At 74.1% G+C, this 22,947-nt stretch carries 19 protein-coding genes; 7 read left to right on the forward strand and 12 right to left on the reverse strand.

Annotated elements, in window-relative coordinates; translation table 11 throughout:
• Window positions 1–1,050, reverse strand: a 1,050-nt coding sequence (locus tag ACQRUO_RS09595) for a 2-dehydropantoate 2-reductase (protein ID WP_428315340.1), incomplete at its 3' end; no start/stop codon positions are given.
• Window positions 1,051–1,111: 61 nt separating this feature from the next.
• Window positions 1,112–1,909, reverse strand: coding sequence for a class II aldolase/adducin family protein (locus ACQRUO_RS09600; protein WP_428315357.1), 798 nt, complete (start codon window positions 1,907–1,909; stop codon window positions 1,112–1,114).
• A gap of 146 nt (window positions 1,910–2,055) precedes the next feature.
• Between ACQRUO_RS09600 and ACQRUO_RS09605 the strand changes: the two genes are divergently transcribed.
• Window positions 2,056–2,703, forward strand: coding sequence for a TetR/AcrR family transcriptional regulator (locus tag ACQRUO_RS09605; protein WP_428315341.1), 648 nt, complete (start codon window positions 2,056–2,058; stop codon window positions 2,701–2,703).
• Between the two features lie 16 nt (window positions 2,704–2,719).
• Here ACQRUO_RS09605 and ACQRUO_RS09610 read toward each other — a convergent pair whose 3' ends face one another.
• Window positions 2,720–3,388, reverse strand: a complete 669-nt coding sequence (locus ACQRUO_RS09610) for a TetR/AcrR family transcriptional regulator (protein WP_428315342.1) — start codon at window positions 3,386–3,388, stop codon at window positions 2,720–2,722.
• A 142-nt stretch (window positions 3,389–3,530) separates the two neighbouring features.
• On the opposite strand from ACQRUO_RS09610, the gene ACQRUO_RS09615 reads away from it, so the two are divergent.
• Window positions 3,531–5,762 (forward strand): MMPL family transporter, encoded by a 2,232-nt coding sequence (locus ACQRUO_RS09615; protein WP_428315343.1) that lies wholly within the window; start codon window positions 3,531–3,533, stop codon window positions 5,760–5,762.
• Between the two features lie 76 nt (window positions 5,763–5,838).
• On the opposite strand, the gene ACQRUO_RS09620 is transcribed toward ACQRUO_RS09615, so the two are convergent.
• From ACQRUO_RS09620 to ACQRUO_RS09645, 6 genes are all read right to left on the reverse strand, one after another.
• Window positions 5,839–7,041, reverse strand: coding sequence for a glycosyltransferase (locus ACQRUO_RS09620; protein WP_428315344.1), 1,203 nt, complete (start codon window positions 7,039–7,041; stop codon window positions 5,839–5,841).
• Between the two features lie 188 nt (window positions 7,042–7,229).
• On the reverse strand, window positions 7,230–8,657 hold the full coding sequence (gene lysA, locus ACQRUO_RS09625; protein WP_428315345.1) for a diaminopimelate decarboxylase: 1,428 nt from the start codon (window positions 8,655–8,657) through the stop codon (window positions 7,230–7,232).
• A 123-nt stretch (window positions 8,658–8,780) separates the two neighbouring features.
• On the reverse strand, window positions 8,781–9,476 hold the full coding sequence (locus tag ACQRUO_RS09630) for a hypothetical protein (protein ID WP_428315346.1): 696 nt from the start codon (window positions 9,474–9,476) through the stop codon (window positions 8,781–8,783).
• A 284-nt stretch (window positions 9,477–9,760) separates the two neighbouring features.
• A complete protein-coding gene (locus ACQRUO_RS09635; protein WP_428315347.1) occupies window positions 9,761–12,172 on the reverse strand; it encodes an FUSC family protein in 2,412 nt (803 codons plus the stop codon).
• Between the two features lie 61 nt (window positions 12,173–12,233).
• Window positions 12,234–13,670 carry a DUF2254 domain-containing protein gene (locus ACQRUO_RS09640; protein ID WP_428315348.1) on the reverse strand — a complete coding sequence of 479 codons (1,437 nt, stop codon included), beginning with the start codon at window positions 13,668–13,670 and terminating at the stop codon, window positions 12,234–12,236.
• 106 nt (window positions 13,671–13,776) lie between these two features.
• Window positions 13,777–14,727, reverse strand: coding sequence for a LysR family transcriptional regulator (locus ACQRUO_RS09645; protein ID WP_428315349.1), 951 nt, complete (start codon window positions 14,725–14,727; stop codon window positions 13,777–13,779).
• A gap of 140 nt (window positions 14,728–14,867) precedes the next feature.
• Here ACQRUO_RS09645 and ACQRUO_RS09650 point away from each other — a divergent pair, with 140 nt between their 5' ends.
• Genes ACQRUO_RS09650 through ACQRUO_RS09670 form a run of 5 tightly spaced genes read left to right on the forward strand, consistent with a single transcriptional unit; the run spans window position 14,868 to window position 18,874 of the window.
• On the forward strand, window positions 14,868–15,620 hold the full coding sequence (locus ACQRUO_RS09650; protein WP_428315350.1) for an amino acid ABC transporter ATP-binding protein: 753 nt from the start codon (window positions 14,868–14,870) through the stop codon (window positions 15,618–15,620).
• A gap of 16 nt (window positions 15,621–15,636) precedes the next feature.
• A complete protein-coding gene (locus ACQRUO_RS09655; RefSeq protein WP_428315351.1) occupies window positions 15,637–16,584 on the forward strand; it encodes a glutamate ABC transporter substrate-binding protein in 948 nt (315 codons plus the stop codon).
• Between the two features lie 5 nt (window positions 16,585–16,589).
• Window positions 16,590–17,237 carry an amino acid ABC transporter permease gene (locus ACQRUO_RS09660; RefSeq protein ID WP_428315352.1) on the forward strand — a complete coding sequence of 216 codons (648 nt, stop codon included), beginning with the start codon at window positions 16,590–16,592 and terminating at the stop codon, window positions 17,235–17,237.
• Window positions 17,234–18,058 (forward strand): amino acid ABC transporter permease, encoded by an 825-nt coding sequence (locus ACQRUO_RS09665; RefSeq protein WP_428315353.1) that lies wholly within the window; start codon window positions 17,234–17,236, stop codon window positions 18,056–18,058. The genes ACQRUO_RS09660 and ACQRUO_RS09665 overlap by 4 nt, the downstream gene beginning before the upstream one ends.
• A 48-nt stretch (window positions 18,059–18,106) precedes the next feature.
• Window positions 18,107–18,874: a class II glutamine amidotransferase gene (locus tag ACQRUO_RS09670; RefSeq protein WP_428315354.1), complete on the forward strand. Its 768-nt coding sequence runs from the start codon at window positions 18,107–18,109 to the stop codon at window positions 18,872–18,874.
• Between the two features lie 95 nt (window positions 18,875–18,969).
• Here the strand turns inward: ACQRUO_RS09670 and ACQRUO_RS09675 are convergent, their stop codons facing one another.
• The 3 genes from ACQRUO_RS09675 to ACQRUO_RS09685 all read right to left on the reverse strand — a co-directional run.
• Complete coding sequence (locus ACQRUO_RS09675; protein WP_428315355.1) at window positions 18,970–20,088, reverse strand: hypothetical protein; 1,119 nt, start codon at window positions 20,086–20,088, stop codon at window positions 18,970–18,972.
• Window positions 20,089–20,375: 287 nt separating this feature from the next.
• Window positions 20,376–21,614 carry an iron uptake transporter deferrochelatase/peroxidase subunit gene (gene efeB, locus ACQRUO_RS09680; RefSeq protein WP_428315358.1) on the reverse strand — a complete coding sequence of 413 codons (1,239 nt, stop codon included), beginning with the start codon at window positions 21,612–21,614 and terminating at the stop codon, window positions 20,376–20,378.
• An 86-nt stretch (window positions 21,615–21,700) separates the two neighbouring features.
• Window positions 21,701–22,947: imelysin family protein (locus ACQRUO_RS09685; protein WP_428315356.1), on the reverse strand; the 1,247-nt coding region annotated here is incomplete at its 5' end.

Genomic DNA, 22,947 nt, shown 5'->3' on the forward strand with positions numbered 1-22,947 from the left:
TTGGACAAACCGCTGGCAGTTGAGCTCCAATCCGAGGGGGCGAGGCGTTCCCGCGCCGTTCCAGCCGCGGGCCGCGCCCGGGCCGGCCGCCTCGGCCTCGCGGACCAGCTCGATCAGCCGCGCGTTCGCCGGCGCGGTCAGGCCGTGGCGGGCCGCCAGCGCGGTGATCTCGCCCTGCAGCGCGTCCACTTCGGTGCGCCGGCCGCGCTGCAGGTCCTCCCACATCGAGGAGCGGGCCTGCGCGTCGACCCGCAGGCTCGCGCCGGCCAGCCGGCGGAACAGCGCGTCGGGCAGGCCCAGCACGGCGGGCGTCCAGCGGGCCGGCACCGGCCCGAGCCGCGCCGGCTCGATCCCCGCGGCCCGGAACGCGGCCAGCGCCTCCCGCTGGCAGCGGGCCAGGCAGCGGCGGTAGGGGCGGTGGCCCAACTGCTCGCGCAGCGGCAGCCCGGAGAGCGCGTTGACCGCGTTGTTCAGGTTCATCAGCAGCTTGGCGGCCTGCACCGCGGGCATGTCCGCGCGCAGCTCCAGCGGCAGCCCGGCGGCCCGGGCGGCGGCGGCGAAGGCCCGGCCTTCCGGGTCCTCGGCGAGCATCAGCCGGCCGCTGGTGCCCTGGTGGAAGGCGCCCGGGCCGGTGCGCAGCACGTTGTAGGGGACCATGCCGGCCAGCACCGTGCGGCCCGGCAGCGCCTCGGCCAGCAGCCGCGGGTTGTGCAGGCCGTTCTGGAAGCTGAGCAGCACCGTCGAGGGGTCCAGGTGGCCGGCCAACTCCCGGGCGGCGGCCGTGGTGTCGGCGGACTTGACGGTGACCAGCAGGTAGTCGGCCCCGGCCGCCGCGGCGGCGTCGGTGGCCACCCGCAGCGTCCGCACCGTGCGGCGTTCGCTGCCGGGGCCGGTCAGGGTCAGCCCGTCCCGGTCGATCGCGGCCATCGCGGCGGGGCGGCCGATCAGGGTGACCTCGGCGGCCTCGGCGAGCCGGCCGCCGAGGTGGCAGCCGATGCTGCCGGCGCCGAACACGGCGATGCGCAGGGGTGGTCGTGCGGCGGCGGACACGGCGTGCTCCGGGGGTCGGTACGGGTCGACGGGTGGCTCAACGGGTGGCTCGACGGGTGGCTCAGTCGAACAGGTCGGGGTCGGAGGCGGTGATCTGGTCCCAGAGCGGACGGGCCTGGAACCAGCCGGCCAGGTGGCTGCCGAGCTGCCCGCGGGTGATCAGCGCGGTCTCCCGGTCGATCAGCGTCGGCGTGCCCGCGGCCATCGCCAACAGCTGGGCCTGGCAGGAGCGTTCCATGGTGACGAACCACCAGACCGCCTCGGCCACCGAGTGGCCGACCGTCAGCAGCCCGTGGTTCTGCAGGATCACCGCCTTGTACTCGCCCAGCGCGGCCGCGATCCGGCGGCCCTCGTCGAGCTCGTTCACCACGCCGCGGTAGTCGCGGTACAGGCCGTGGTCCTCGAAGAAGGCGCAGGCGTCCTGGGTGATCGGGTCCAGCGGGATGCCGAGGCTGGAGAAGGCCTTGCCGTGCAGCGAGTGGGAGTGCGCGGCGGCGACGGCGTCCGGGCGGGCGGCGTGCACCTGGGAGTGGATCACGAAGGCCGCCCGGTTGACCGGCCGGTTGCCGTGCAGCAGGGTGCCCTCGTGGTCGACCAGGATCAGGTCGGAGGCCTTGATCTTGCCGAAGCTCATCCCGAACGGGTTGACCCAGAACCACTGCGGGTTCTCCGGGTCGCGCACCGTGATGTGGCCGGCGACCCCCTCGGAGAAGCCGAACCTGCCGAACAGCCGGAAACCGGCGGCGAGTTGCTCCTTGCGGTACTGCCGCTCGGCCTCGACCGAGTCGAAGGTCGGCGGCATCGGCAGGGTGACCCCGGCCGGCGTCGGGCCGACCACCCCGGCCAGCGCGGCCGGCAGCGGGGCGGATGCGGATGCGGTACTGGCCGGATTGCGCACGGCGGGCTCCAGGGCGGTCGGCGGCAGTGCGGACAGCCAGACGATACAGTTCTGTATCCGATACGCCAATGCATCCGATCAGCACATCAGCCAGGGAGAGTGCCCCGATGCCCAAGGGTGTGATCAAGCGCCGCCCCCGCACCCGCGCCGCCCTGTTGGAGGCGGCGCTGGCCGTCTTCGCCGCGCACGGCTTCCGCGCCGCCTCGATCGAGCAGATCTGCGAGCGCGCCGGGTTCACCCGCGGCGCCTTCTACTCGAACTTCAGCAGCAAGGAGGAGCTCTTCCTGGCGCTCTTCGACGCCCACAGCGAGCGGGTGATCGCCCGGATCGGCACCCTGGTGGACTCCGTCGACGCGGCGCAGCTCGACCTGGCGGCCCTGGTGCACCTGCTCTCCGACGTCGAGCCGGCCGAGCGCGACTGGTACCTGGTCACCACCGAGTTCACCCTGCACGCCATCCGCGACCCGCAGGCCGCCTGGGTGCTCGCCCAGCACGACGCCCGGCTGCGCGCCGAGCTCGCCCGCTGCCTGACCGGCCACCTCGCCCGGGCCGGCCGCACCCTGACCGTGGACGCCGAGGAGCTGGCCCGCCTGCTCGTCGCGATCCGCGAGGGCGGCCTGGCGCAGAGCTACGTGGAGCCGGACCAGCTGCCCCCCGGGCACCTGGAGCGCCGCTTCCTCACCCCGCTGCTGACCGCGCTGACCGTACCCATCGCCGACCCTTCGCCCACGAACCCCATGGCCGCGGGCGACTGATCCCAAGTCGGCGCGACTACGCCGCCGGCCCCTCGTAGGGCACGCCGAGCTCGGCGAAGGCGCGGCGGACGAAGTCGACCATGTCGATCTCGCCCCGGCGCCGCTCGGAGAGCTGGTGGTAGGTCAGCCGGACGGCGCGCAGCACCGCGATGCCCGACCTGGCCAGCACGTCCGCGCGCAGGACCAGCTGCTCGTCGCGGGGCACCCCGGTCGCCACCACGGCCGGCTCCCCGCCCACCGCCCCCGCCGCGGCGAACCGCTCGAGGAAGACTCCGGCCACCATCGACTCCAGATCGAAGAGCAGCGCCTTCTCACCGCGGGTGTGCGGGTCCGGGCTCATCGGCTGCGGCCCGACCAGCAGGATGGTGATCGGACTGTCGTAGCGGAAGGCGATCTCCAGCACCGCCTCGCAGAGCGCGGTCAGCGGCGGCTCGCCGACCGGGCGGGCCCGGAGCTCCTCGGCCAGCGGCGGAATGATCTCCCGAACCTGCTGCATGATCAGGTTCTCCTTGGAGGGGAAGTAGCGGAAGAAGGTCCGCTCCCCCACCCCCGCCTCCTGGGCGATGTCCCGCACGGTGGTCGACTCGTAGCCCCGCTCGCGGAACAGCCGTGCGGCCGCCTCCACCAGCGCGTCGTGCGTGCGCCGCTTGTTCTCTTCCCGGCGACCCGGTCCTGCCTCGTTCACCCCCGGATCATCTCAGCTCCGCCGCGCGGATCGACTCCGCACCCGCCAGGGCACCCCGAGAAAGTGGCAGGACTGCCACATTTGCTAACGTGGCAGTCCTGCCACTTTTGCGGCATCCCCTGCTTCAGACTCGGAGCCCGCCATGCCCACCCTCCTCCACCGCCTGGGACGGTCCGCCTTCCGGCACCGACGCCGCGTCCTGGCGCTCTGGCTCGCCGTGATCGCCGCGGTCGTCGCCTGCATGGCCGCCTTCGGCGGCCCGGGCAAGCTGGACGACACCTTCACCATCCCCGGGTCCGAGTCCCAGCAGGCGCTGGACCGGATGAAGACCGACTTCCCGACCTCCTCCGGCACCAGCGCCCAGGTCGTCTTCACCGCCCCCGCCGGACAGAAGATCACCGACCCCGCCGACCTGGCCGCGATCCACACCGCGCTGCAGGCGGCGCAGTCCGCCCCGCAGGTCGCCAAGGTGATCGACCCGGTCACGGCGCAGACCGTCTCGCCGGACCGCAGCACCGCGATCGCCCAGGTGCAGTACGAGGTGGTGCAGAGCGCGCTGAAGTCCGACACGCTCGACAAGCTGCACACCGCCGTCGCCACCGCCGAGCAGCAACTGCCCGGGATGGACGTGCAGGTGGGCGGTGCGGCCTACGGCGCCGGCGCCGCCAAGCCCGGCGCCGAGGACCTGATCGGGGTCGGCGTCGCCGTCCTGGTCCTCGCGCTGACCTTCGGCTCGCTGCTCACCGCCGGCCTGCCACTGCTCAGCGCCATCGCCGGCGTGCTGACCGCGCTGGCCGGCGTGCTCGCCTTCACCGGCGTGACGGCCATCTCCTCCACCGCCCAGAGCCTGGCGCTGATGATCGGTCTGGCGGTCGGCATCGACTACGCGCTCTTCATCGTCAGCCGGCACCGGGCCCAGCTCGCCCACGGCACCGACCCCGAGGAATCGGCCGCGCTCGCCGTCGGCACCGCCGGCAGCGCCGTGGTGTTCGCCGGCCTGACCGTGGTGATCGCGATGGCCGGCCTCTCCGTGGTCGGCATCCCCTACCTGACCGTCATGGGCCTGAGCGCGGCCGCGGCCGTGCTGATCGCGGTCCTGGTCGCCATCACCCTGCTGCCCGCGCTGCTCGGCTTCGCCGGGGCGCGGCTGGTCCCGAAGCCCGGATCGCGGGCGCTGCGCCGCGAGCAGGCCGTCGAGCGCACCGGCGACGGCGCGGCGAACGCCGGCGAACGCTGGTTCCGCCTGGTCACCCGCCGCCCGCTGCTCACCGTGCTCGCGGTGCTGGTCGCCGTCGGCGCACTCGCCTGGCCGGCCCACGGCCTGCGCCTCGCACTGCCCGACAACGGCACCGCGCCGGGCGGCAGCACCCAGCGCCTGGCCTACGACCAGGTCAGCGACAAGTTCGGCCCCGGCTTCAACGGCCCGCTGCTGGTGCTCGCCGACACCTCGCAGAGCGCCGACCCGAAGGCGGCCGGCGAGCAGCTCGCCGCCGGCATCCGGGCGCTGCCCGACGTGGTCGCCGTCAGCCCGCCGGTGGCCGACCCGCAGACCCACACCGCGCTGCTCCAGGTGGTCCCGAAGAGCGCCCCGAGCGACCAGGCCACCAAGGACCTGGTCAACGCGATCCGCGCGGACGCCGACCAGCTGCACCGGCAGACCGGCGCGAGCATCAAGGTGACCGGCAGCACCGCCGTCGGCATCGACGTCTCGGCCAAGCTGGACTCCGCGATGGTGCCGTTCGCCGCGGTGGTGGTCGGCCTCTCGCTGCTCCTGCTGCTCCTGGTCTTCCGCTCGCTGGTGGTCCCGGTCAAGGCCGCCGTCGGCTTCCTGCTCTCGGTCGCGGCCACCCTGGGCGCGGTGGTCAGCGTCTTCCAGAACGGCCACCTGGCCCACCTGATCGGCGTGGACCGGGCCGGCCCGGTCAGCAGCTTCCTGCCGATCATCCTGCTGGCCGTCCTCTTCGGCCTGGCCATGGACTACGAGGTCTTCCTGGTCTCCCGTCAGCGCGAGGCGTACGTCCGCGACCGGCCGCCGCTCGCTGCCGTCCTCAGCGGCGGCCGGCACAGCGCCCGGGTGGTCACCGCCGCCGCCCTGATCATGATCGCGGTCTTCGCCGCCTTCCTGACCAGCGACGGCCAGATCCTCAAGCAGATCGCCTTCGCGCTGGCCGTCGGCGTCCTGCTGGACGCCTTCGTGATCCGGATGACCTTCGTCCCCGCCGTGCTCGCGCTCACCGGCCACGCCGCCTGGTGGCTGCCGTCCTGGCTGGCCCGGCGCCTGCCGGACCTGGACATCGAGGGCGAACGCCTGACCCATCACGGCGAGCCGGAGCAGCCCCCGGCGCTGACCCTGGTCAGGGCCGAGACGCCGTAACAAGGCGGCCGAACCGAACGTGCGAGGGCTTGCCGGCAGTCGAGCTGCCGGCAGGCCCTGCTGCGTGATCCGGGACTCAGCCCGCCAGCTCGAGCAGCAGCTTCGCCGCCACCGCGGCGCCGTCGGTGCGGATCGTGGCGGCCGCGGCGGCGGCCCGGGCCCGGGTCGCGGGGTCGAAGGCGGTGCGCAGCGCGGCGGTGAGGGACTCGGCGGTCGGCGCCGTCGCCGCGTGCGCCGCACCGATGCCCAGGTCGGCCACCCGGGCAGCCCAGTAGGGCTGGTCGGCGCCCTGCGGGACCACCACCTGGGGCACGCCGGCCCGGGCGGCCGTGGTGGTGGTGCCCGCGCCGCCGTGGTGCACCACGGCGGCCACCTCGGTGAACAGCGCCTGCTGGTTGACCTCGCCGACCACGAAGCAGTCGTCGCGCTCGTCGATCAGGGCCAGGTCCGCCCAGCCGCGGCCGACCACGACCCGGTGGCCCAGCGCCCGGACCGCCTCGATGGCCGGGCGGGCCACGTCACCGGTGGTCTGGCGGGTGCTGCCGAGGCCGACGAAGACCGGGGGCACGCCCGCGTCCAGGAAGGCGCGCAGGTCGGCCGGCAGCGGGCGGTCGTCGGGCAGGATCCAGGCGCCGGTGTGCACCACGTCGAGCTCCTCGGTCTCCCGCCAGGGCGCGAGCAGCGGGTCCGCGGCCAGGAACGGCCGGTCGGTGAGGATGAACTCGCGCACGCCGGCCACCCGCGGCAGGCCGACCGACTCCCGGTGCGCGTTCAGCGCCTCGCCGTGCATCGAGTCGAAGAGCTCGGCGTTCAGCTCCCAGAGCGCCCGGTTGTCGGTCACCCCCGCCGGGAACGCCTGGCCCGGCAACAGCGCGGCCGGCGGCGCCTGGTGCGGGGTCGGCAGCAGGAAGGGGCAGCAGGTCGCGTACGCGTACGGGATGCCCAGCTGCTCCGCCACCGACCGCGAGGCGAAGTGCGCCAGGCCGCTGGCCAGCAGCACGTCGCACCCCTCGGCCGCGGCGGCCACCGCGTCGTACTGCGCGGCGAACTCGGCCACCCGGCGGCCCGCCTCGGCCCGCGAGGCCGGGCGCACCATGGTGCGCATCGGTCGGCCGACCGGGATCAGCGGCAGGCCGACCCGGGCCAGCAGCTCCACGAAGTCCTCGTCCGGCGGCGCACACATCCGCACCTCCGCGCCGAGTCCGCACAGCTGCACCGCGAGCTCCACCAGCGGTTCGACGTCCCCGCGCGAGCCGTACGTCGACAACAGAACGCGCATCCCGCGAGTCCCCCCGTTCGTAGGGTCGGCCCAGCTCCTGGGCTCGGCGCACGATTCTGCGGGATCACCTGGGCCTTGCTGCAAGGCCCCGGGGCCGATATATGGTGATCACGGCGAACGGTGACCGGTCGTCAGCACCGACCGGGTGTCGGTGCCGGTACTGAACGGGCGTCAGCGTTGAGCGGGTGTCAGCGTTCCATCTCCAGGGCGCGGAAGTCCTCGACCGTCTCGCGGCGGATCAGCAGCCGGGCGCGGGAGTCGCGGACGGCGACCACGGCCGGGCGGCCGATCATGTTGTAGCCGGAGGCCATCGAGTACTGGTAGGCACCGGCGGCCGGGACCGCGAGCAGGTCGCCGGGGCGCAGGTCCGCGGGCAGCGGGGCGTCGTGGACCAGGACGTCGCCGGCCTCGCAGTGCCGGCCGACCACGTCGACGGTCGTCGTCCCGGCCTCCGAGGTGCGGCCGATCAGGCGCACCTCGTAGGGCGAACCGTAGAGCGCCGGGCGGGGGTTGTCGCTCATGCCGCCGTCGACCGCGGCGAAGGTGCGCCCGTCGGTGGTGTGCTTGACCGAGAGGACCCGGTAGACCGCGACGCCGGCCGGCGCGGCGATGGCCCGACCCGGCTCGACCACCAGGCGCGGCACGGCCAGGCCGTGGGCGCGGCAGCGCTCGGCCAGCCGGTCGCTCACCGCGCGGGCGAAGGCGGCCAGGTCCAACTCACGGTCCTGGGCCAGGTAGCGGATGCCGTGGCCGCCGCCGAGGTCGAGCTCGGGCAGCTCGACGCCGTGCCGGTCGCGGATCCCGGCGAGCAGCTCGACCACCCGGTCGAGGGCCGCCAGGTAGGGCTCGACCTCGGTGATCTGCGAGCCCAGGTGGCAGTGCAGGCCGACCAGGTGGAGGCTGCCCTGGGCCAGGGTGCGGCTGACCGCCTCGGCCGCGTCGCCGCCGGCGATCCCGAAGCCGAACTTCTGGCCGTCCACGCCGGTCCGCACCGCGCTGTGGTGCCCGGCCGCCACCCCCGGCAGCACCCGGATCAGCACCCGCTGCGGGACGTCCGCGACCGCCAGCGCCGCCAGCCTCGGGATCTCCGCCAGGCCGTCGATGACGATCCGGCCCACCCGCAACCGCCGGGCCAGGCGCAGCTCCTCGGGCGTCTTGGCGTTGCCGTGCAGCAGGATCCGGTGCGGCGGGAAGCCGGCCGCCGTGGCCAGCCGCAGCTCGCCGGCCGAACAGACGTCAAGTCCCAGGCCCTCCTCGGCGATCCAGTCGGCCATCGCGCTGCACAGGAAGGCCTTGGCCGCGTAGAGCACCTCGGCCTGCGGCAGGGCGGCGCGGTAGGCGCGGGCCCGCGCGCGCACCTCGGCCTCGTCGAGCAGGTAGAGCGGGGTGCCGAAGCGGTCGGCCGCCTCCGCCAGACCCACGCCGCTGACCAGCACCTCACCGCCGGGTCCGGGCCGGGCCGAGGCGGGCCAGGGGCTGCCGAGCGGCTGCGGCGCGGGCGCGACGGTGTCGGACCGGAGGCTGCCGGACGGGAGGCTGCCGGACGGGACGAGGTCGGACCGGACGGCGCCGGACGAGAGGGTGTCGGACGGGACGGCGACCTGGGTGTCGGACATGGCAGACGCTTCCTTCCACGCGCGGCGCGGGCCCGCAGGTGCTCGGCCCGACTCCAGTGCAGCGTGTACGGAGCTGGTGCGCACCCGTTCTTGACGCCCGGACTACGCGTAACCAGCCGTCCTTCACGGGACCTTGACGGTCTGCTGCGCCGAACGGGCGGCCTGCGGTTCCGGCTGCCGGTGCTCCGGGTGGACCCGGAGGTAGGCGCGCAGGGTGGTGGAGGCGGCGGCCCAGGGGCCGCGGCGGGGGCGCAGCCGGCGCCAGTCGTAGGGCGGGTGGCCGAGCTTGGGGTTGGCCCGGTCGTAGACGTTGGTGGCGACCCAGACCAGCACGCCGAGCACCATCAGGACCGTCTCGGTGAGGTCGGCGAAGCCGCCGCCGTGCGCGAGGAACGCGCCCAGCACGGCCGTCCACAGCCAGTACCCGAGCACCGGGTAGACCACCAGCTGGTGCCAGACCTTGGTGGGCGCCAGCGCCTGCTCCCGGGTGAAGTAGCCCTCGCGCAGCTCGGTGCGCCACTGCAGCAGGCCGAAGCCGAGGCAGCCGAGCGCGAAGAGCAGCCCGAACGGCGGGCCGGCCGCCCCGCCCGGCAGCGTGCCGTGCAGCCGCGCCACGCCCAGGGCGAGGGCGACGGCGAGCAGCGGGTCGCCCAGGGTGACGGCGAGGAACTCCTGCCGGGGGCGCGGGCGCCGGCGCTCCAGCACCCAGCCGAGCAGCCACAGCGCCCCCGGCGTGACGGCGAACGAGGCGGCGCCGGCGAGCCACGGACCGTGGCACAGGGCGCCGCCGAGCAGCGGGGCGCCGCAGCCGGCGCTCACGCTGCGCTCCTGGGCGTCCGGCGGCACCGCGCGGGCACCTGCGACGGGACGGTCGAACCGGCGGGTGGACCGGCGGGGGCGGCTACCGAGAGCTCGCACCAGGACATGAGACGAGGACTCCTCTCCGCCCCGCCGGTCCGGCCGGATCGCGTTTCCGGGGAGCGCCTCCACTCTGCCAGCCGGGGTGTCGAGGGCAGCTCGAATCGGCGCGCCGGGCACGGGTGTGGCGCGGCGGCCGGGGCCTGCTGGGGCGGGCGGGGCGGGAGAGGTGCCGGGGGCCGGGGTTAGCCCGACTGGGCGACGGCGGCTGCTGCGCCGGTCGGCTGCGCGCCGATCACCGCCGAGCCGATCGCCGCCGAGCCGGGCAGCGGCGCGCGCGGTGCGACGAGCGGCGCGGTGGTGGCCGGCTCGCCCGTGCGGCGGCCGGTCTTGCCGCGGTGCAGCGCACGTTCCAGGTCGTCGCAGGCCTGGGCGAGCAGCCGGGAGGCGGCCCGCAGCAGCTCGACGCGGTCGGACAGCCCGGGGTCCGGGGCACGGTGGTCCGCGGCACGGTGGTCCGCGGCGCCCTGCTCTGCAGTGCCGTCGACCGCGGCACCCGCCGGCCGGAGTTCCCGCTCCCAGGCCCGCTGCGCCTCCCGCAGCCGGGCGAAGTCCACCGGCCGGCCTTCCCGCACGGCGCTCGCCGCCACCGCGGTGGCGTCCACCAGGGCGGCCGCGAACCGCTCGGCGCCCGGCACCGGAGCGGCGTCCGCGCCCGGCAGCTGGGCCTCCATCAGCAGCCCGGTGCGGCCGAACAGGCCGACCGCCGCCCGGGCCTTGTCCAACTGCTTGGCCGGCAGCGACGTGCAGAGCGCGTCGCGGACCGGTTCGCCGGCCGCCCGTTCCACCGCCAGCAGCAGCGCGGCACGCGCCTCCCGGGCGTCCAGCAGGGCACTGCGCACCTCCTGGCGGCCGTGCGCGGCCGGGTCGCCGAAGACGGTCAGCACGGTCGCGCCGTACACCCCGCTGGCGGTGATCCAGTCGGCCAGCCGGTCGGCCAGCCGGGCCGAGGCCCAGCTGGGAAAGGCGGCGAAGACCAGCAGCGCGACCGCGCCGCCGAGCAGGGTCAGGCCGATCCGGTCGGCGGCGATGGTCAGCGGGCGGCCGCCCTGCAGTCCGAGCAGCAGCACCACGTAGGCGGAGACGCAGGCGGTCATCAGCGCGTAGCCGGTCCGGTTGGTCAGGTAGGCGCCGCCGATGCAGACCACCGCCAGAGCCGCCGACCACCACGGGCCGGGGTGCAGCAGCCCGACCACGGCCGTGCCGACCGCGACCCCGACCACGGTGCCCGCCAGCCGGGCCACGCCGCGGCTGAAGGTCTGCCCGAAGTCGGGCCGGATCACCATGGCGGCGGTCAGCGGGGCCCAGTACGGGCGGTGCAGACCGGCCAGTTCGGCGACCAGGTGCGCCACGGTGACGACGGCGGCCAGGCGCACCGCGTGCCGCAGGACCGGCGAGCCCGGGTGCAGCTGGCGCCGGACCGAGCGCAGCACCAGCGGCGCCATGCCGAAGAGCGAGGGCCGCAGCAGCGCGCCGCCGCTGCCGGGGGTCGGGGCGGCGACGGTGTGGTGGTGCGCGTGGTCGAGGGCGTCCACGGCGCGGCCGAGCAGCGCGGCCAGCTGCCGGGCGGCCACCCGGGCCGGGCCGGGCGGCAGCGAGGCCTCGGGGTGCGGGACGTCGGGGTGCGGGGCCGCCGGGTGCCGGGCGTCGCAGTGCGGGGCGTCGGAGTGCGCGGCCTCGGCGTGCGAGGCGTCCCCGTCCGCCTCGGGCAGGGTGACCAGGGCGCTCGCCGTCCGCGGCAGGTGCAGCGGGTCGCCGGTGCGGATCGCCTGGGCGAGCGCGTCCAGCGTCTCGGCCGCCGCCGCCAGCAGCACGCAGACCCGGTCGCGGGCCGGACCCTGCTCGGGGGCACCGCCGCGCGGGTCGGCCAGGGCGGTGATCGCCGGGCGCATCGACTCGGCCAGGCCGCGCAGCCCGTGCAGCTCGCGCGGGCGGTGGCGGTCCTGCCACGGGGTCAGTTCGGAGGCCTTGCGGGCGTTCATCAACGCGGCCGGGTCGACCGGGGTGGTCGGGTCCTCGCGCAGCTCGCGCGCGTGCTCGGCGAGCGCGTGGTAGGCGTCGGCGAGCGCGTCGCGCTGGGCCCGCCAGCTGTCGATCGGCCAGAGCACGATCACCGCCGCCTGCACCACCCCGCCGAGCGCGCAGAGCAGCCCGTGGAAGAGCGCCATCGGCACGCTGACCGGCAGCTGCACCACCACCAGCATCACCGAGACCGTGGTGGCCGCGACCACCCCCGCGGTCGGCCCGGCGGCCCAGGCCAGTCCGGCCAGCAGCGCCCAGCCGGCCAGCACCACCGGGAAGAGGCCCGGCACCGAGACCGCCAGGTAGCCGGTGAAGGTGCTGACGCCCAGTCCGATCCCGGCCGCCACGGCGAGCGAGGGGCGGGGCCGGAAACTGCGCTGGAAGGTGGCCGTGCCGGCGATGAAGGCACCCATCGCCGCCGAGGTGGCCAGTTTGGGACCGGCGAGGGCGAGGGTCGGGAAGAGCACCAGCGCCACGGCGAGCGCACCGCGGGCGGCCCGCTTGGGGTTGGTCAGGGTCCGGTCCAGGTGCAACCCGGTGCGCGCGGTGTCACGGAGGGCGTCGATCCAGGGCATGGCGAGCAGTGTATGCGGACGATCAAGCTCCAGATCAGCCGTCGAGGTTCCGACCCGGCCGCTATCGCCCCCGGTCCCCCAGCTCCGCGCGCCGCTTCCGCTCGGCGTGCGCCGCCAGCACCGCCAGGTACCGCCGGTGCACGTCGTCGCGGTCGGCCGGTTCGGGGACCGTCTCCACCGCCACCCGGTCGATCATCGCGGCCTGGTCGAGCAGCACCGCGCACTGCTCCTCGCTCACGGTCTCGCCCATGATCTGGGCGAGCGCGTCGAGTTGCCGGATCAGCACGGCGGGCATGCCGACCGCGGCCTGCCGGACCTTCTCGAAGGCGCGCTGCACCAGGCGCTCGTAGCTGACCGGGGCGGCGATCACCCGGATCCGGCCGTCCGCGTCCCGGTGCACCGGGTCGGGCTGCCAGTGCGCGGCGATCCGGCACAGGCCCTCGCCGAGCCAGTCCACGCAGGTCAGCGCCGTGAAGGTGTCGTTGACCGCGCTGGACAGCGCCCGGATGGCGATCTCCACCAGCTGGTCGACCGCGAAGGCGATGTCCTGGGCGAGGGTGCGCGAGGGGCCGGTGATGTGGGCGCGGGCGAAGCTGCGGGCCACCTCGGGGGCGGCCGTGGCCGGCCAGACGGTGGCCAGCGGGTGGCCCTGCACCAGGAAGTGCCCCGGGCGGTGGTCGAGCCGGATCACCGCGTCCAGCTCGGTGGCGATCCGCACCAGGGTGCGGTGCCGGACGAACTGCAGGTAGCCGCTGGCCGGGGCGGGCACGGTGGCCCCAGCGGCGTCCAGCCGGGCGTGCAGCTCGGCCGCGTCGGGCCCCTGCTCGACGGCGGCCGGGCGGTGCCCCGGCCCGTTCGCCGCCCGGGCCCGGGCCCGCGCCCGTTCGACCCGTTCGGCCCGTTCGGCCCGCTCCACGCCGGCGTCGATCGCCTCGGTCAGCTCGGTGGCGATCGAGGCGATCACGTAGGGCAACTGGATCGTGGTGGCGATGTGGTGGATGAAGTGGATCAGCACCGCGAGGTCCAGCAGCACCAGGCCCATGCAGACGGTGATCGTCAGGTGCGGCACGAAGTCGCCGTGCGAGGCCGGGCCGATCGAGATCAGCGCGAGCATCGCGTAGACGAAGGTGGCGACGAAGGTGCCCAGGGTGACCTGGGTGGTGCGGTCGCGGATGAAGGTGCGCAGCATCCGCGGCCCGAACTGGGTGGAGGCCAGGGTGAGCGTCACGATCATGATCGAGAAGACCACGCCGACCACGGTGATCAGCGCCGCAGCGATCGCGGCCAGGATCTGCCGGGCGGCGTCGGCGGTGCCGCTGATCACCCAGGACGGCAGGCTGAGCGCACCGCGGTAGGCGGCCCGGTCCAGCGACCAGGTGCCGAAGAAGAGCCCGACCGCGAGCAGCACCTCCAGCGTCGGGACCACCCACAGGTTGGTGCGCAGCGCCTCCCTGCGCCACTGCGACTCCAGGTGGACCCCGCGGATCACCTCGCCCACCACCAGTCCTCAGCAGGCCGGGCCGGACATCTCCACCGCAAACCGAATACATCCACCCTAAGGGGGCCGAACGGGTGACGCGCCCTGGCGGTTCTGTTCCGTGGTGCTACGGCACCCCCGCGCCCAGCCGGGCGGTGCCGAGCATGCGGTGGTGGTGCTCCGCAGCGGTGGCGCGCAGCGCGTCGAGCAGGGCGGCGACCGGGGCGACCCGGACCATGTCCGGCCAGAGCAGCGCGAAGATCCGCCGCACCGGCCAGTCCCGCAGCGGCCGGGCCACCACCCGGGGGTCGGTGTGCGCGCCGACCCCCAGCTCGTTCATGATCGCCACCCCGATCCGGTTGGCCACCAGGCAGTGGATGGTCAGCTGGTCATCCGAGGTGGCGGCCACCTTCGGCGTGAAGCCGGCCGTCCGGCAGGCGGCCAGGAAGCGCTCCCGGCCGCTCTCCAGCACCCAGCGCTCGCCGGCCAGCTCGGCCAGCGCCACGGTCGGCGCGGCGGCCAGCGGGTGGTCGGCCGGCAGCAGCACGCAGCGCCGGTCGCTGAGCAGCGGCAGCCGCAGCAGCCGCGGGTCGGGCAGCGCGCCCTGGCCGTCGGTCCCGCCCAGTTCGAGGTCGCACATCATGGCCAGTTCGACCTCGCCGGCGAGCACCAGGCGGTGCGAGCGGTGGCACTCGGTCTGGGTGACCACCACCTCGAGCTCCGGGTGGCTGCGCCGCAGCGCGCCGAGCGCCGCCGGCACCAGGGCCACGCACCCGCTCTGCATCGCGGCGAGCCGGACCTGGCCGCCTCCGCCGTCGGTCAGCGCGGCCACCTCGTCCTCGGCGGTGCGCAGGGCGGCCAGCACCGCCTCGGCGTGCCGCGCCAGGGTCTGCCCGACCTGGGTCAGCCGCACCCCGCGCCCGCTGCGGGTGACCAGGGCGGCACCGACGCTGCGCTCCAGCATCCGCATCTGGTAACTGACGGCCGGTTGGCTGTATCCGAGGGACTCGGCGGCAGCCGTGTAGGTGCCCGTGCGGGCGACCTCGGAGAGCACCTGAAGTTGGCGCACATCGAACACCGATCAAGGATAAAGGATGTTTATCACTCGACCTTAAATCCCCTACTGGACATATGAGTTTCACCGCCGCCATGCTGTCGACACCACCCCGCACGGCCCCCCGTGGCCGCCCGAGCTCCGCAGGAGGTGACGGTCCCGAGATGAGCACGTCCGGCACATCGGCCCTGGTCCGCCTGGACAAGGTCAACAAGTCCTTCGGGGACCAGCAGGTGCTGCACGACATCGACCTGGAGGTGCACAGCGGCGAGGTCGTGGTGCTGCTCGGTGCCTCGGGGTCGGGGAAGTCGACGCTCTGCCGTTGCGTCAACCGGCTGGAGACCATCGACTCAGGCGCGATCACCATCGACGGGGTCCCGCTGCCGGCCGAGGGGCGGGAGCTGGCCCGGCTGCGGGCCCAGGTCGGCATGGTCTTCCAGTCCTTCAACCTGTTCGGACACCTGAGCGTGCTGGAGAACCTCACCCTGGCGCCGGTGCGGGTGGCCGGGATTCCGAAGCAGCAGGCCGCCGACCGGGCCCGCGAGCTGCTCACCCGGGTCGGGCTGGCGGACAAGGCCGAGGCCTACCCGGCCCAGCTCTCCGGCGGCCAGCAGCAGCGGGTGGCGATCGCCCGGGCGCTGGCGATGGACCCGCGGCTGCTGCTCTTCGACGAGCCGACCTCGGCGCTCGACCCCGAGATGATCAAGGAAGTGCTCGACGTCATGGTCGAGCTGGCCACCGAGGGGATGACCATGCTGGTGGTCACCCACGAGATGGGCTTCGCCCGCCGGGCCGCCGACCGGATCGTCTTCCTGGACCGGGGGCGGATCCTGGAGACCGGCACGCCGGAGGAGTTCTTCACCGCGCCGCGGACCGAGCGGGCCCGCGACTTCCTCTCCAAGATCCTCAGCCACTGATGAAGGGAACCCCTCCGTGCACGTGAGGTCACGCCTCCCGCTCGCCGCCGCCACCTTCTCCGCGCTCGCGCTCACCCTCTCGCTCGCCGCCTGCGGCTCCTCCGGCTCGCTGCCCGCTCCGAAGGGCTCCGGCAGCACCGCCGGTGCGCCCACCTTCCAGAGCGTGCTCGACGCCGCCCCGGTGGCGCCGGCCTCGGCGATCCCCGCGGGCAGCCCGATGGCGAAGATCAAGGACCGCGGCACGCTGAACGTCGGCGGCACCGACACCTCGGCGCTCTTCTCGCTCAAGGACCCGGTGACCGGCAAGCTGACCGGATTCGACGCGGGCCTGGCCCAGATGCTGGCCAAGTACATCACCGGCAAGCCCAACGAGAACCTGGTGCTGGTCACCGCCGACACCCGCGAGACGCTGCTGCAGAACGGCACCGTCGACACGGTCTTCGCGACCTACACGATCACCCCCGCCCGGGCCCAGAAGGTGGCCTTCGCCGGCCCCTACTACTCCTCCGGCGACGCGATCCTGGTGGCCAAGAACAACACCTCGATCACCACCGTGGCCGACCTGGCGGGCAAGAACGTCTGCACCGAGTCGAGTTCGACCGCGGCCAACGACCTGAAGCAGTACGCGCCGAGCGCCAAGGTGATGCTCTTCCAGACCAACGCCGAGTGCCAGCAGGCGGTCGAGCAGGGCCGGGCCGACGCCTACGTGCTGGACCAGGCGCTGCTGCTCGGCGACCAGTTCCGCGACCCCCAGGTCAAGGTGGTCGGCCAGCCCTTCACCACCGAGCCCTACGGGATCGGGGTGCCGCTGAACTCCCCGGACGTGAAGGCCTTCGTCAACGACTGGCTGAAGCAGATCGAGTCCGACGGCGAGTGGGCCAAGCTCTGGCAGGCGACGATCGGCACGGTGCTGCCCGGCACCCCGCCGGCCCCGCCGGTGATCGGCTCCGCGCAGGGCAGCTGACGGCCGTGCCGAAGGGAATCCACGAGACGCTCGGCCCGCTCGGCCACGGTCTGCAGCTGACCCTGGCGATGACCGCGCTCGGCTTCGCCGGTGCGCTGCTGCTCGGGCTGGTGCTGGCGGTCTGCCGGATCAGCCCGGTGCCGCCGCTGCGGGTGCTGGGCACCGGTTACGTCACGGTGTTCCGCAACATCCCGCTGCTGGTGCTGCTGGTGCTCTTCGTCTTCGGGCTGCCGGTGGTGGGCCTGCGCTTCTCGCTCTTCGGCACCGTCACCCTGACCATGGCGCTGTACTGGGCGGCCTTCGTCTGCGAGGTGGTGCGGGCCGGCATCCGCACGGTCCCGCTCGGGCAGGCGGAGGCGGCCCGCGCCCTCGGTCTGACGGCCGGTCAGAGCCTGCGCTTCGTCATCCTGCCGCAGGCGCTGCGCTCGATGGTGCAGCCGCTGGCCAACGTCTTCATCGGGCTGGCGCTCGGCACCTCGCTGGCGGCCGCGGTCGGGGTGAGCGAGATGACCGGCCAGGCCGAACTGACCACCCTCAAGTACGACGAGCCGCTGACCAGTTTCGCCGTGACCACGGTGGTCTACGTGCTGATCACGCTGACCTCCGGGCTGATCGCCGGACGGATCGAGAAGAAGGTGGCGATCCGCCGATGAGCGCTCGCAGAGCCACTCGCACGGACGACGAGCACCGCCTGCTCTTCGACCAGCCCGGGCCGCGGGCCCGGCGCCGGATCCGGCTGGCCACCGGGGCGTCGCTGCTGGTGCTGGCCGTCCTGCTCGCCCTGGCGGTCCGTCAGTTCCAGGTGCACGGGCAACTGGCCGCCGACCAGTGGGAGATGTACCGGCAGTGGCCGATCATCCGCTTCCTGCTCGACGGGATCGGGCAGACGCTGCGGGTCACCGGGGTCGCGGCGGCGCTCGCCTTCCCGCTGGCGGTACCGGTGGCGCTGCTCCGGCTGAGCCGCTCCCGGGTGCCGCGGGCGCTGGCCCGCGGCTACGTCGAGCTGTTCCGCGCGGTGCCGCTGCTCCTGCTGCTCTACGTCTTCCTGTTCGCGCTGCCCCGGGCCGGGGTGACCTTCCCGGTCTTCTGGCAGCTGGTGCTGCCGATCGTGCTGAGCAACATCCCGGTGGTCGCGGAGATCTTCCGGGCCGGGGTGCTCGCCCAGCCGCGCGGGCAGGCCGAGGCCGCCCAGAGCCTGGGCATGACCTACTGGCAGGCGATGCGCTTCGTGGTGATCCCGCAGGCGGTGCGCAAGCTGCTGCCCGCGCTGGTCAGCCAGTTGGTCCGGCTGCTCAAGGACTCCTCGCTCGGCTACGTGGTCAGCTACGTCGAGCTGCTGCACCAGACCCAGGTGCTCGGCGAGTACTACAACACCGTGCTCTCCAGCTACCTGGTGGGCGCCGCCTGCTACGTGCTGATCAACGCGAGCCTGTCCCGGATCGCCACCGTGCTGGACCGCCGCCAGCAGGGCTGAGCCTCCGCCAATCCCCCACCTTCGCAAGGACATCCGAAAGGACTCGGCATGTGCCGGCTGCTCGGCGTGGTCACCCGTGCCCCGATACCCCTGACCGACTCGCTCGACGGGCTGGTCGAGCCGTTCACCGGCCTCTCCGCGGAGCACGCGGACGGCTGGGGGATCGCGGCCTGGCGGGTGGACGGCGAGTTGGCGGTGACCAAGGAGGTGCTGCCGGCCCACCGCAGCGAGGCCTTCCCCAAGAGCCTGACCGACACCGTCACCGACGCCGCCCTGCTGCACCTGCGGATGGCCAGCCCGGGGCTGGCCACCGCGCCGCGCAACACCCACCCGTTCCGGGCCGGCACCCTGGCCTTCGCCCACAACGGCTTCTTCCGCCCGATCGAGGCGCTGGACCCGCTGATCGGTCCCGACCTGCTGGCCGGGGCCCGGGGCGAGACCGACTCGGAGCGCTACTTCCTGCGGGTGCTGGCCCGGTTGCGCACCGAGGACCCGGTCGACGCGCTGGCCGGGGCCGCCGCCGACGTCCGGGCGCACGCCGCCACCTTCGCCAGCCTCAACTGCCTGTTGCTCACCCAACACGCCCTCTACGCCTACGCCGACGAGGACCCCGCCTCCGAGGTGAGCGTGCGCCGCGGCCCCGACTTCTTCCGGCTGCGCTACCGGGCCGAGGCCGAGCAGGTGGTGGTGGCCTCCAGCGGCATCGGCGGACAGCGGGCCGAGGACGGCTGGACGGTGCTCCCCTACCGCCGGGTGCTGGAAGTCCGCCGGGCCGACCTCCGGGTCTCCACCCACCTGGTGCAGCGGCACCGCTGACCGCCGGCACGGACAACGCCCCGGAGCTGGGCCCCGGGGCGTTGCTCGGCTTGTCGGTGGTGCGGCGTCCGGCGCCGCGGCGCAGCCGGCGGCGGCTACTTCACGAAGGCGTGCGAGACCTCGCAGGCCCCGGCGCCGCCGTTGCCGTCGTTGCCCCAGGTGGACTGGACCGCGAACTTGCCGGTGCTCAGCGTGATGTTCTGCGAGGCGCCGGTGCCCGAGGAGATCCAGGCGCACTTGTCGCCGTCCTCGTTGCCCTGGGCGTCGGTCCAACCACCGGCCGGGTTCTGGTCGGTGATGGTCTCGGCGTACTCGTGGCCGCCGACGATGGTGATGCCGTCCAACAGGCCGGGCTTGTTGACGAAGCCGGCGCCGCAGCTGGCGCCCGCGTCCGGCAGGTAGGGCATGTTGGTGAACGCGATGTCGCCGTAGGGCGAGGTGGCGGCACCGCCGGAGAGCGTGGTGTCACCGTTGTAGTCGTGCCAGGCACAGAAGCCCTGGGTCTGGTAGTTGTCCGGGTCGGTGCCGGACGGGAAGGTGATCACGTACTGCACGTTGCGGTTCTTGGCGGCGGTGGTGTTGCCGAAGTGCGCGGCCGCCTTGATCGCCTCCTCGGCGATCTGGTGCCCGCTGGCGGCGGACGGCACCGCGGAGGTGTCCTCCCAGACGCCGGCCAGCGCGCCGCCGGTGCCCGGGTAGCCGACGTGCGCCGCGGTCGACGGGCAGCTCTGGGCGCCGGTGGCGATGCCCTGGCAGTACTGGGTCATCACGCCGGACCACTTGTCGGTGCTGCTGCCCAGGCCCTTGAAGAAGGACTGCTGGTCGGGCGCCATGCCGGACTTGTCGCCGGACAGGTGGACCACGCCGTTGGTGGTGGTCGCCTTGCCCCACTGGGAACCCCAGTAGATGACGTAGACCCTGGGGGCGCCGGTGGTGACGCCGATGCCGTCGATCGCGCCGCCGTAGCTCAGGTTGTTGGCGTTGGTGGCGGTGCCGGCGTCCGGCGCGGTCACGGCGCGGCCGGTGCTCGGGTCCAGCTTCGGCACCGCGCCGTGGCGGTAGGCGTGCGAGGCCGCCGACGCCTCCGGAGCGGTCTGCGCCTGGGCCAGTCCGGCGCCCGCGAAGACCCCGCCGACCAGGGCGAACGAGGAGACCGCGGCGACGACCGTAGCCTTGACGGGACGAGAGGAGATGGCACCGCTGATGCGTGGCATGCTGAGGGGGTTCCTTCCGTGCTGTCGCATGGGGGTCGGGCAACCGGGATCGCGGATCGCGCGAATCCGGGCCGTGGCACGGTTCTTCGGGCGGGCATGGGGGTGCCCGGTGGGGGAACTGCGCCGCAGTGCGCGGCGACAGCTCATGATGACGTACGGTCAAACGCAGCGCCAGATCCCGGCGGTGATCGGAAATCCGTTGTTCACCGAACCGATCTTGCGCCGCCCCAGCCCCTGCCCTCGCCCAGCCCCGCCCCTGCCCCGCGTTCCCGAACCCGGGCCGCCCGTCAGGCGAACAGCGCGGCCCCGAAGGTGTCACCCGACCCGCTGACCCCGGGCAGCGCGAAGAAGTACCCGCCGCCGGTCGGCGAGATGTAGTCCACCAGCGGCTCGCCGGCCAGCCGCTGCTGCACGGCCTGGAACTGCCGCGCCACGTCCTGCTGGTAGCAGCAGAAGACCAGCCCGACATCGAGGTTCCCGTCCAGGTCCAGGCCCCGCTCGTAGTTGTAGCCGCGGCGCAGGATCTGTTGGTCGAAGGTGGCGGCGGTGCGCGGGTTGGCCAACCGGATGTGCGCCGTCATCGGGGTGATCAGGCCCTGCGGGTCGGCCTGGTAGTTCGGCCGGTCCGCCTCGTCGGTGCCGTCCAGCGGCGCCCCCGAGTCGCGGCGGCGGCCGATCATGTTCTCCTGCTCGTGCAGCGAGACCCGGTCCCAGAACTCGATCAGCATCCGGATGATCCGGATCACCTGGTACGAGCCGCCCTCCACCCAGGCCGGCTCGCCGTTCGCGCCGCCGTGCGTCCAGATCAGCGCGTCGGCGGTGCGGGCGTCCCCGGTGTCCGGGTTGGCGATGCCGTCCTTGAAGCCCAGCTGGTTGCGCGGGGTGCCGCTGGGGCGGGGCGCGGAGTGGAACCCGTCCACCTTCCAGCTCGGCTGCATCAGCCCGCGCGTGTGCCGGGTGAGGTCGCGCAGCGCGTGCATCACGGTGTCCCGCGAGTCCGCGCACAGTTGCAGCGAGAGGTCGCCGTGCAGCTCGGTTGCGCCCACCAGGTCGTCGTCCGGGAAGGCGGGCATCTGCACCAGCTTGGCCGGCTTGCGGTCGGCCAGCCCGTAGCGGTCGTCGAAGAGCGAGGCGCCGAAGCCGACCGTGACGGTCAGCCCGTCCGCGGGCACCACCGGGCCGAGGGTGTCGCTGTCGGTGGGCGGCGAGGCCAGGTCGGTGGCGGGCACCGGGCCGCCGGCGGTCAGGGTGCGGATCCGGTCGGTGAGCACCGCCAGCAGGCGCTGCAGGCCGGCCCGGTCCGGTGCGATCACCCGGAACGCCACGAAGCTCGCGGCGGCCTGCGGCGGCGTGGTGATGCCGGCCTGGTGCGGGCCGTGGAACGGGATCAGCCGTCCGGAGGGGCCGTCGCGCTCGGTGCCGTCGTCGGCGTCGGCGGCGCCCGCGACCGCGAAGGCCCCGGCCAGCGCGCCCGCGCCGAGCGCGGTGCCGAGGCCGGCACCGCGCAGGAAGGAGCGGCGGTGCACCGCGTGCGGGCAGCGGGGCTCGGTGCTCCCGGGGTGCTCGCCGCGCTGCTCGGCGGGGAGCTCGGTGGGCTGGTGCTCGGCACTGGTCACGCGTGGTTCCTCGGGGTCAGCAGGTTGGGCAGCACGGCCAGTTGCTCGAGCAGGTCGCCGAGGTCGCCGTCGAGCCTGCGGCGCCGGTCGGCGCCGAGCGCGGCGGCCGGGATCCAGCTGCCGTCGGGGTTCTTGCAGGCGTTCACCTCGGCGTCCAGCGCCGGCAGTTCCCGGTCCAGCTCGGCCAGCAGGTCGGGGTCGCGCGGGCGGACCACCGGGGCGAGCACCGAGAGCACCTCCTCGGTGCCCTGGATGTTCGCCTCCAGGGTGGCCAGCGTGCTGCCGCCGCCGTAGTCGGCGATGCCGTTCAGCTGGAACTGCAGCCCGTTCTCCAGGATCTCGTGGGCCCGCAGCGGCAGGGTGCCGGGATCGGTGTCCTCGCTCGGGAAGTCGTCGATCAGGCCGCTCGCGTCGGTCACCAGCTGCTGGCCGAGCGGCCGCAGCTGGTCGGCGGTGCGGCCGTGCCACAGGCCGTACTCCAGCGCGAAGAACCCGGTCCAGGTCGGTGTGTCGACGCCCTGCGGCAGTCCGCCCGCCATGCCGTCGAGCGAGTCGTCGAAGTCGCCGAAGGAGTTGTAGGCGGCGCCCAGGCGCTCGTACTCCAGGTGCGCGGTGAGCCAGTCGGTGCGGGCCGCGGCGAGGTCGCCGCGGGCCAGGTCGCCGTCCACCAGCTGGGCGGCGGCGAGCAGCTTCGGCAGCTCCGCGCTGACGTAGCCGCGGTAGGCGGTGACCGGGGCGGTCAGCTCCTTGTCGTTCATCGGCAGGTAGCCGGCCACCGCACCGGCGGCCGTGCCGTCCACCCGCACCGGGCCGGTGGTCTGCACCGGGCCGCTGGAGAAGACGCAGCGGATCGCGTACCGGCCGCCGGTCAGCGTGGTGGTCAGCGGCAGCGTCCTGCCCGGGCCGAGCCAGCTGATCTCCGCGTAGGCCAGGCTCGCGTCGGCCGAGGTGAGGTAGACCGTGGCGTAGACCTTGGAGGCGTTGGTGACGCTGAACGCGAGCGGGCCGGCCGGCAGCTGCCCGGGCGGCTTGCCGCAGCTGGTGGTGTCCACGGTGAGCGCGCCGCCGGGCACCTTGTGGGTGGCGTCGGCGGGGGCGGCCGTGGCAGCGGCGACCAGGCCGGCGGCGTCGAACAGCTCGGCGTAGAGCGCCTTGGCGGCGCGCCGGGCCGGGTTGGCCTGCTCGTGGACGATCTCGTCGAGCCGGTTGGCGACCAGGCGCTCGATCTCGTCGGCGGGCAGCG

The organism is Kitasatospora sp. LaBMicrA B282 (genome assembly GCF_050325825.1).
GTDB lineage: Bacteria > Actinomycetota > Actinomycetes > Streptomycetales > Streptomycetaceae > Kitasatospora.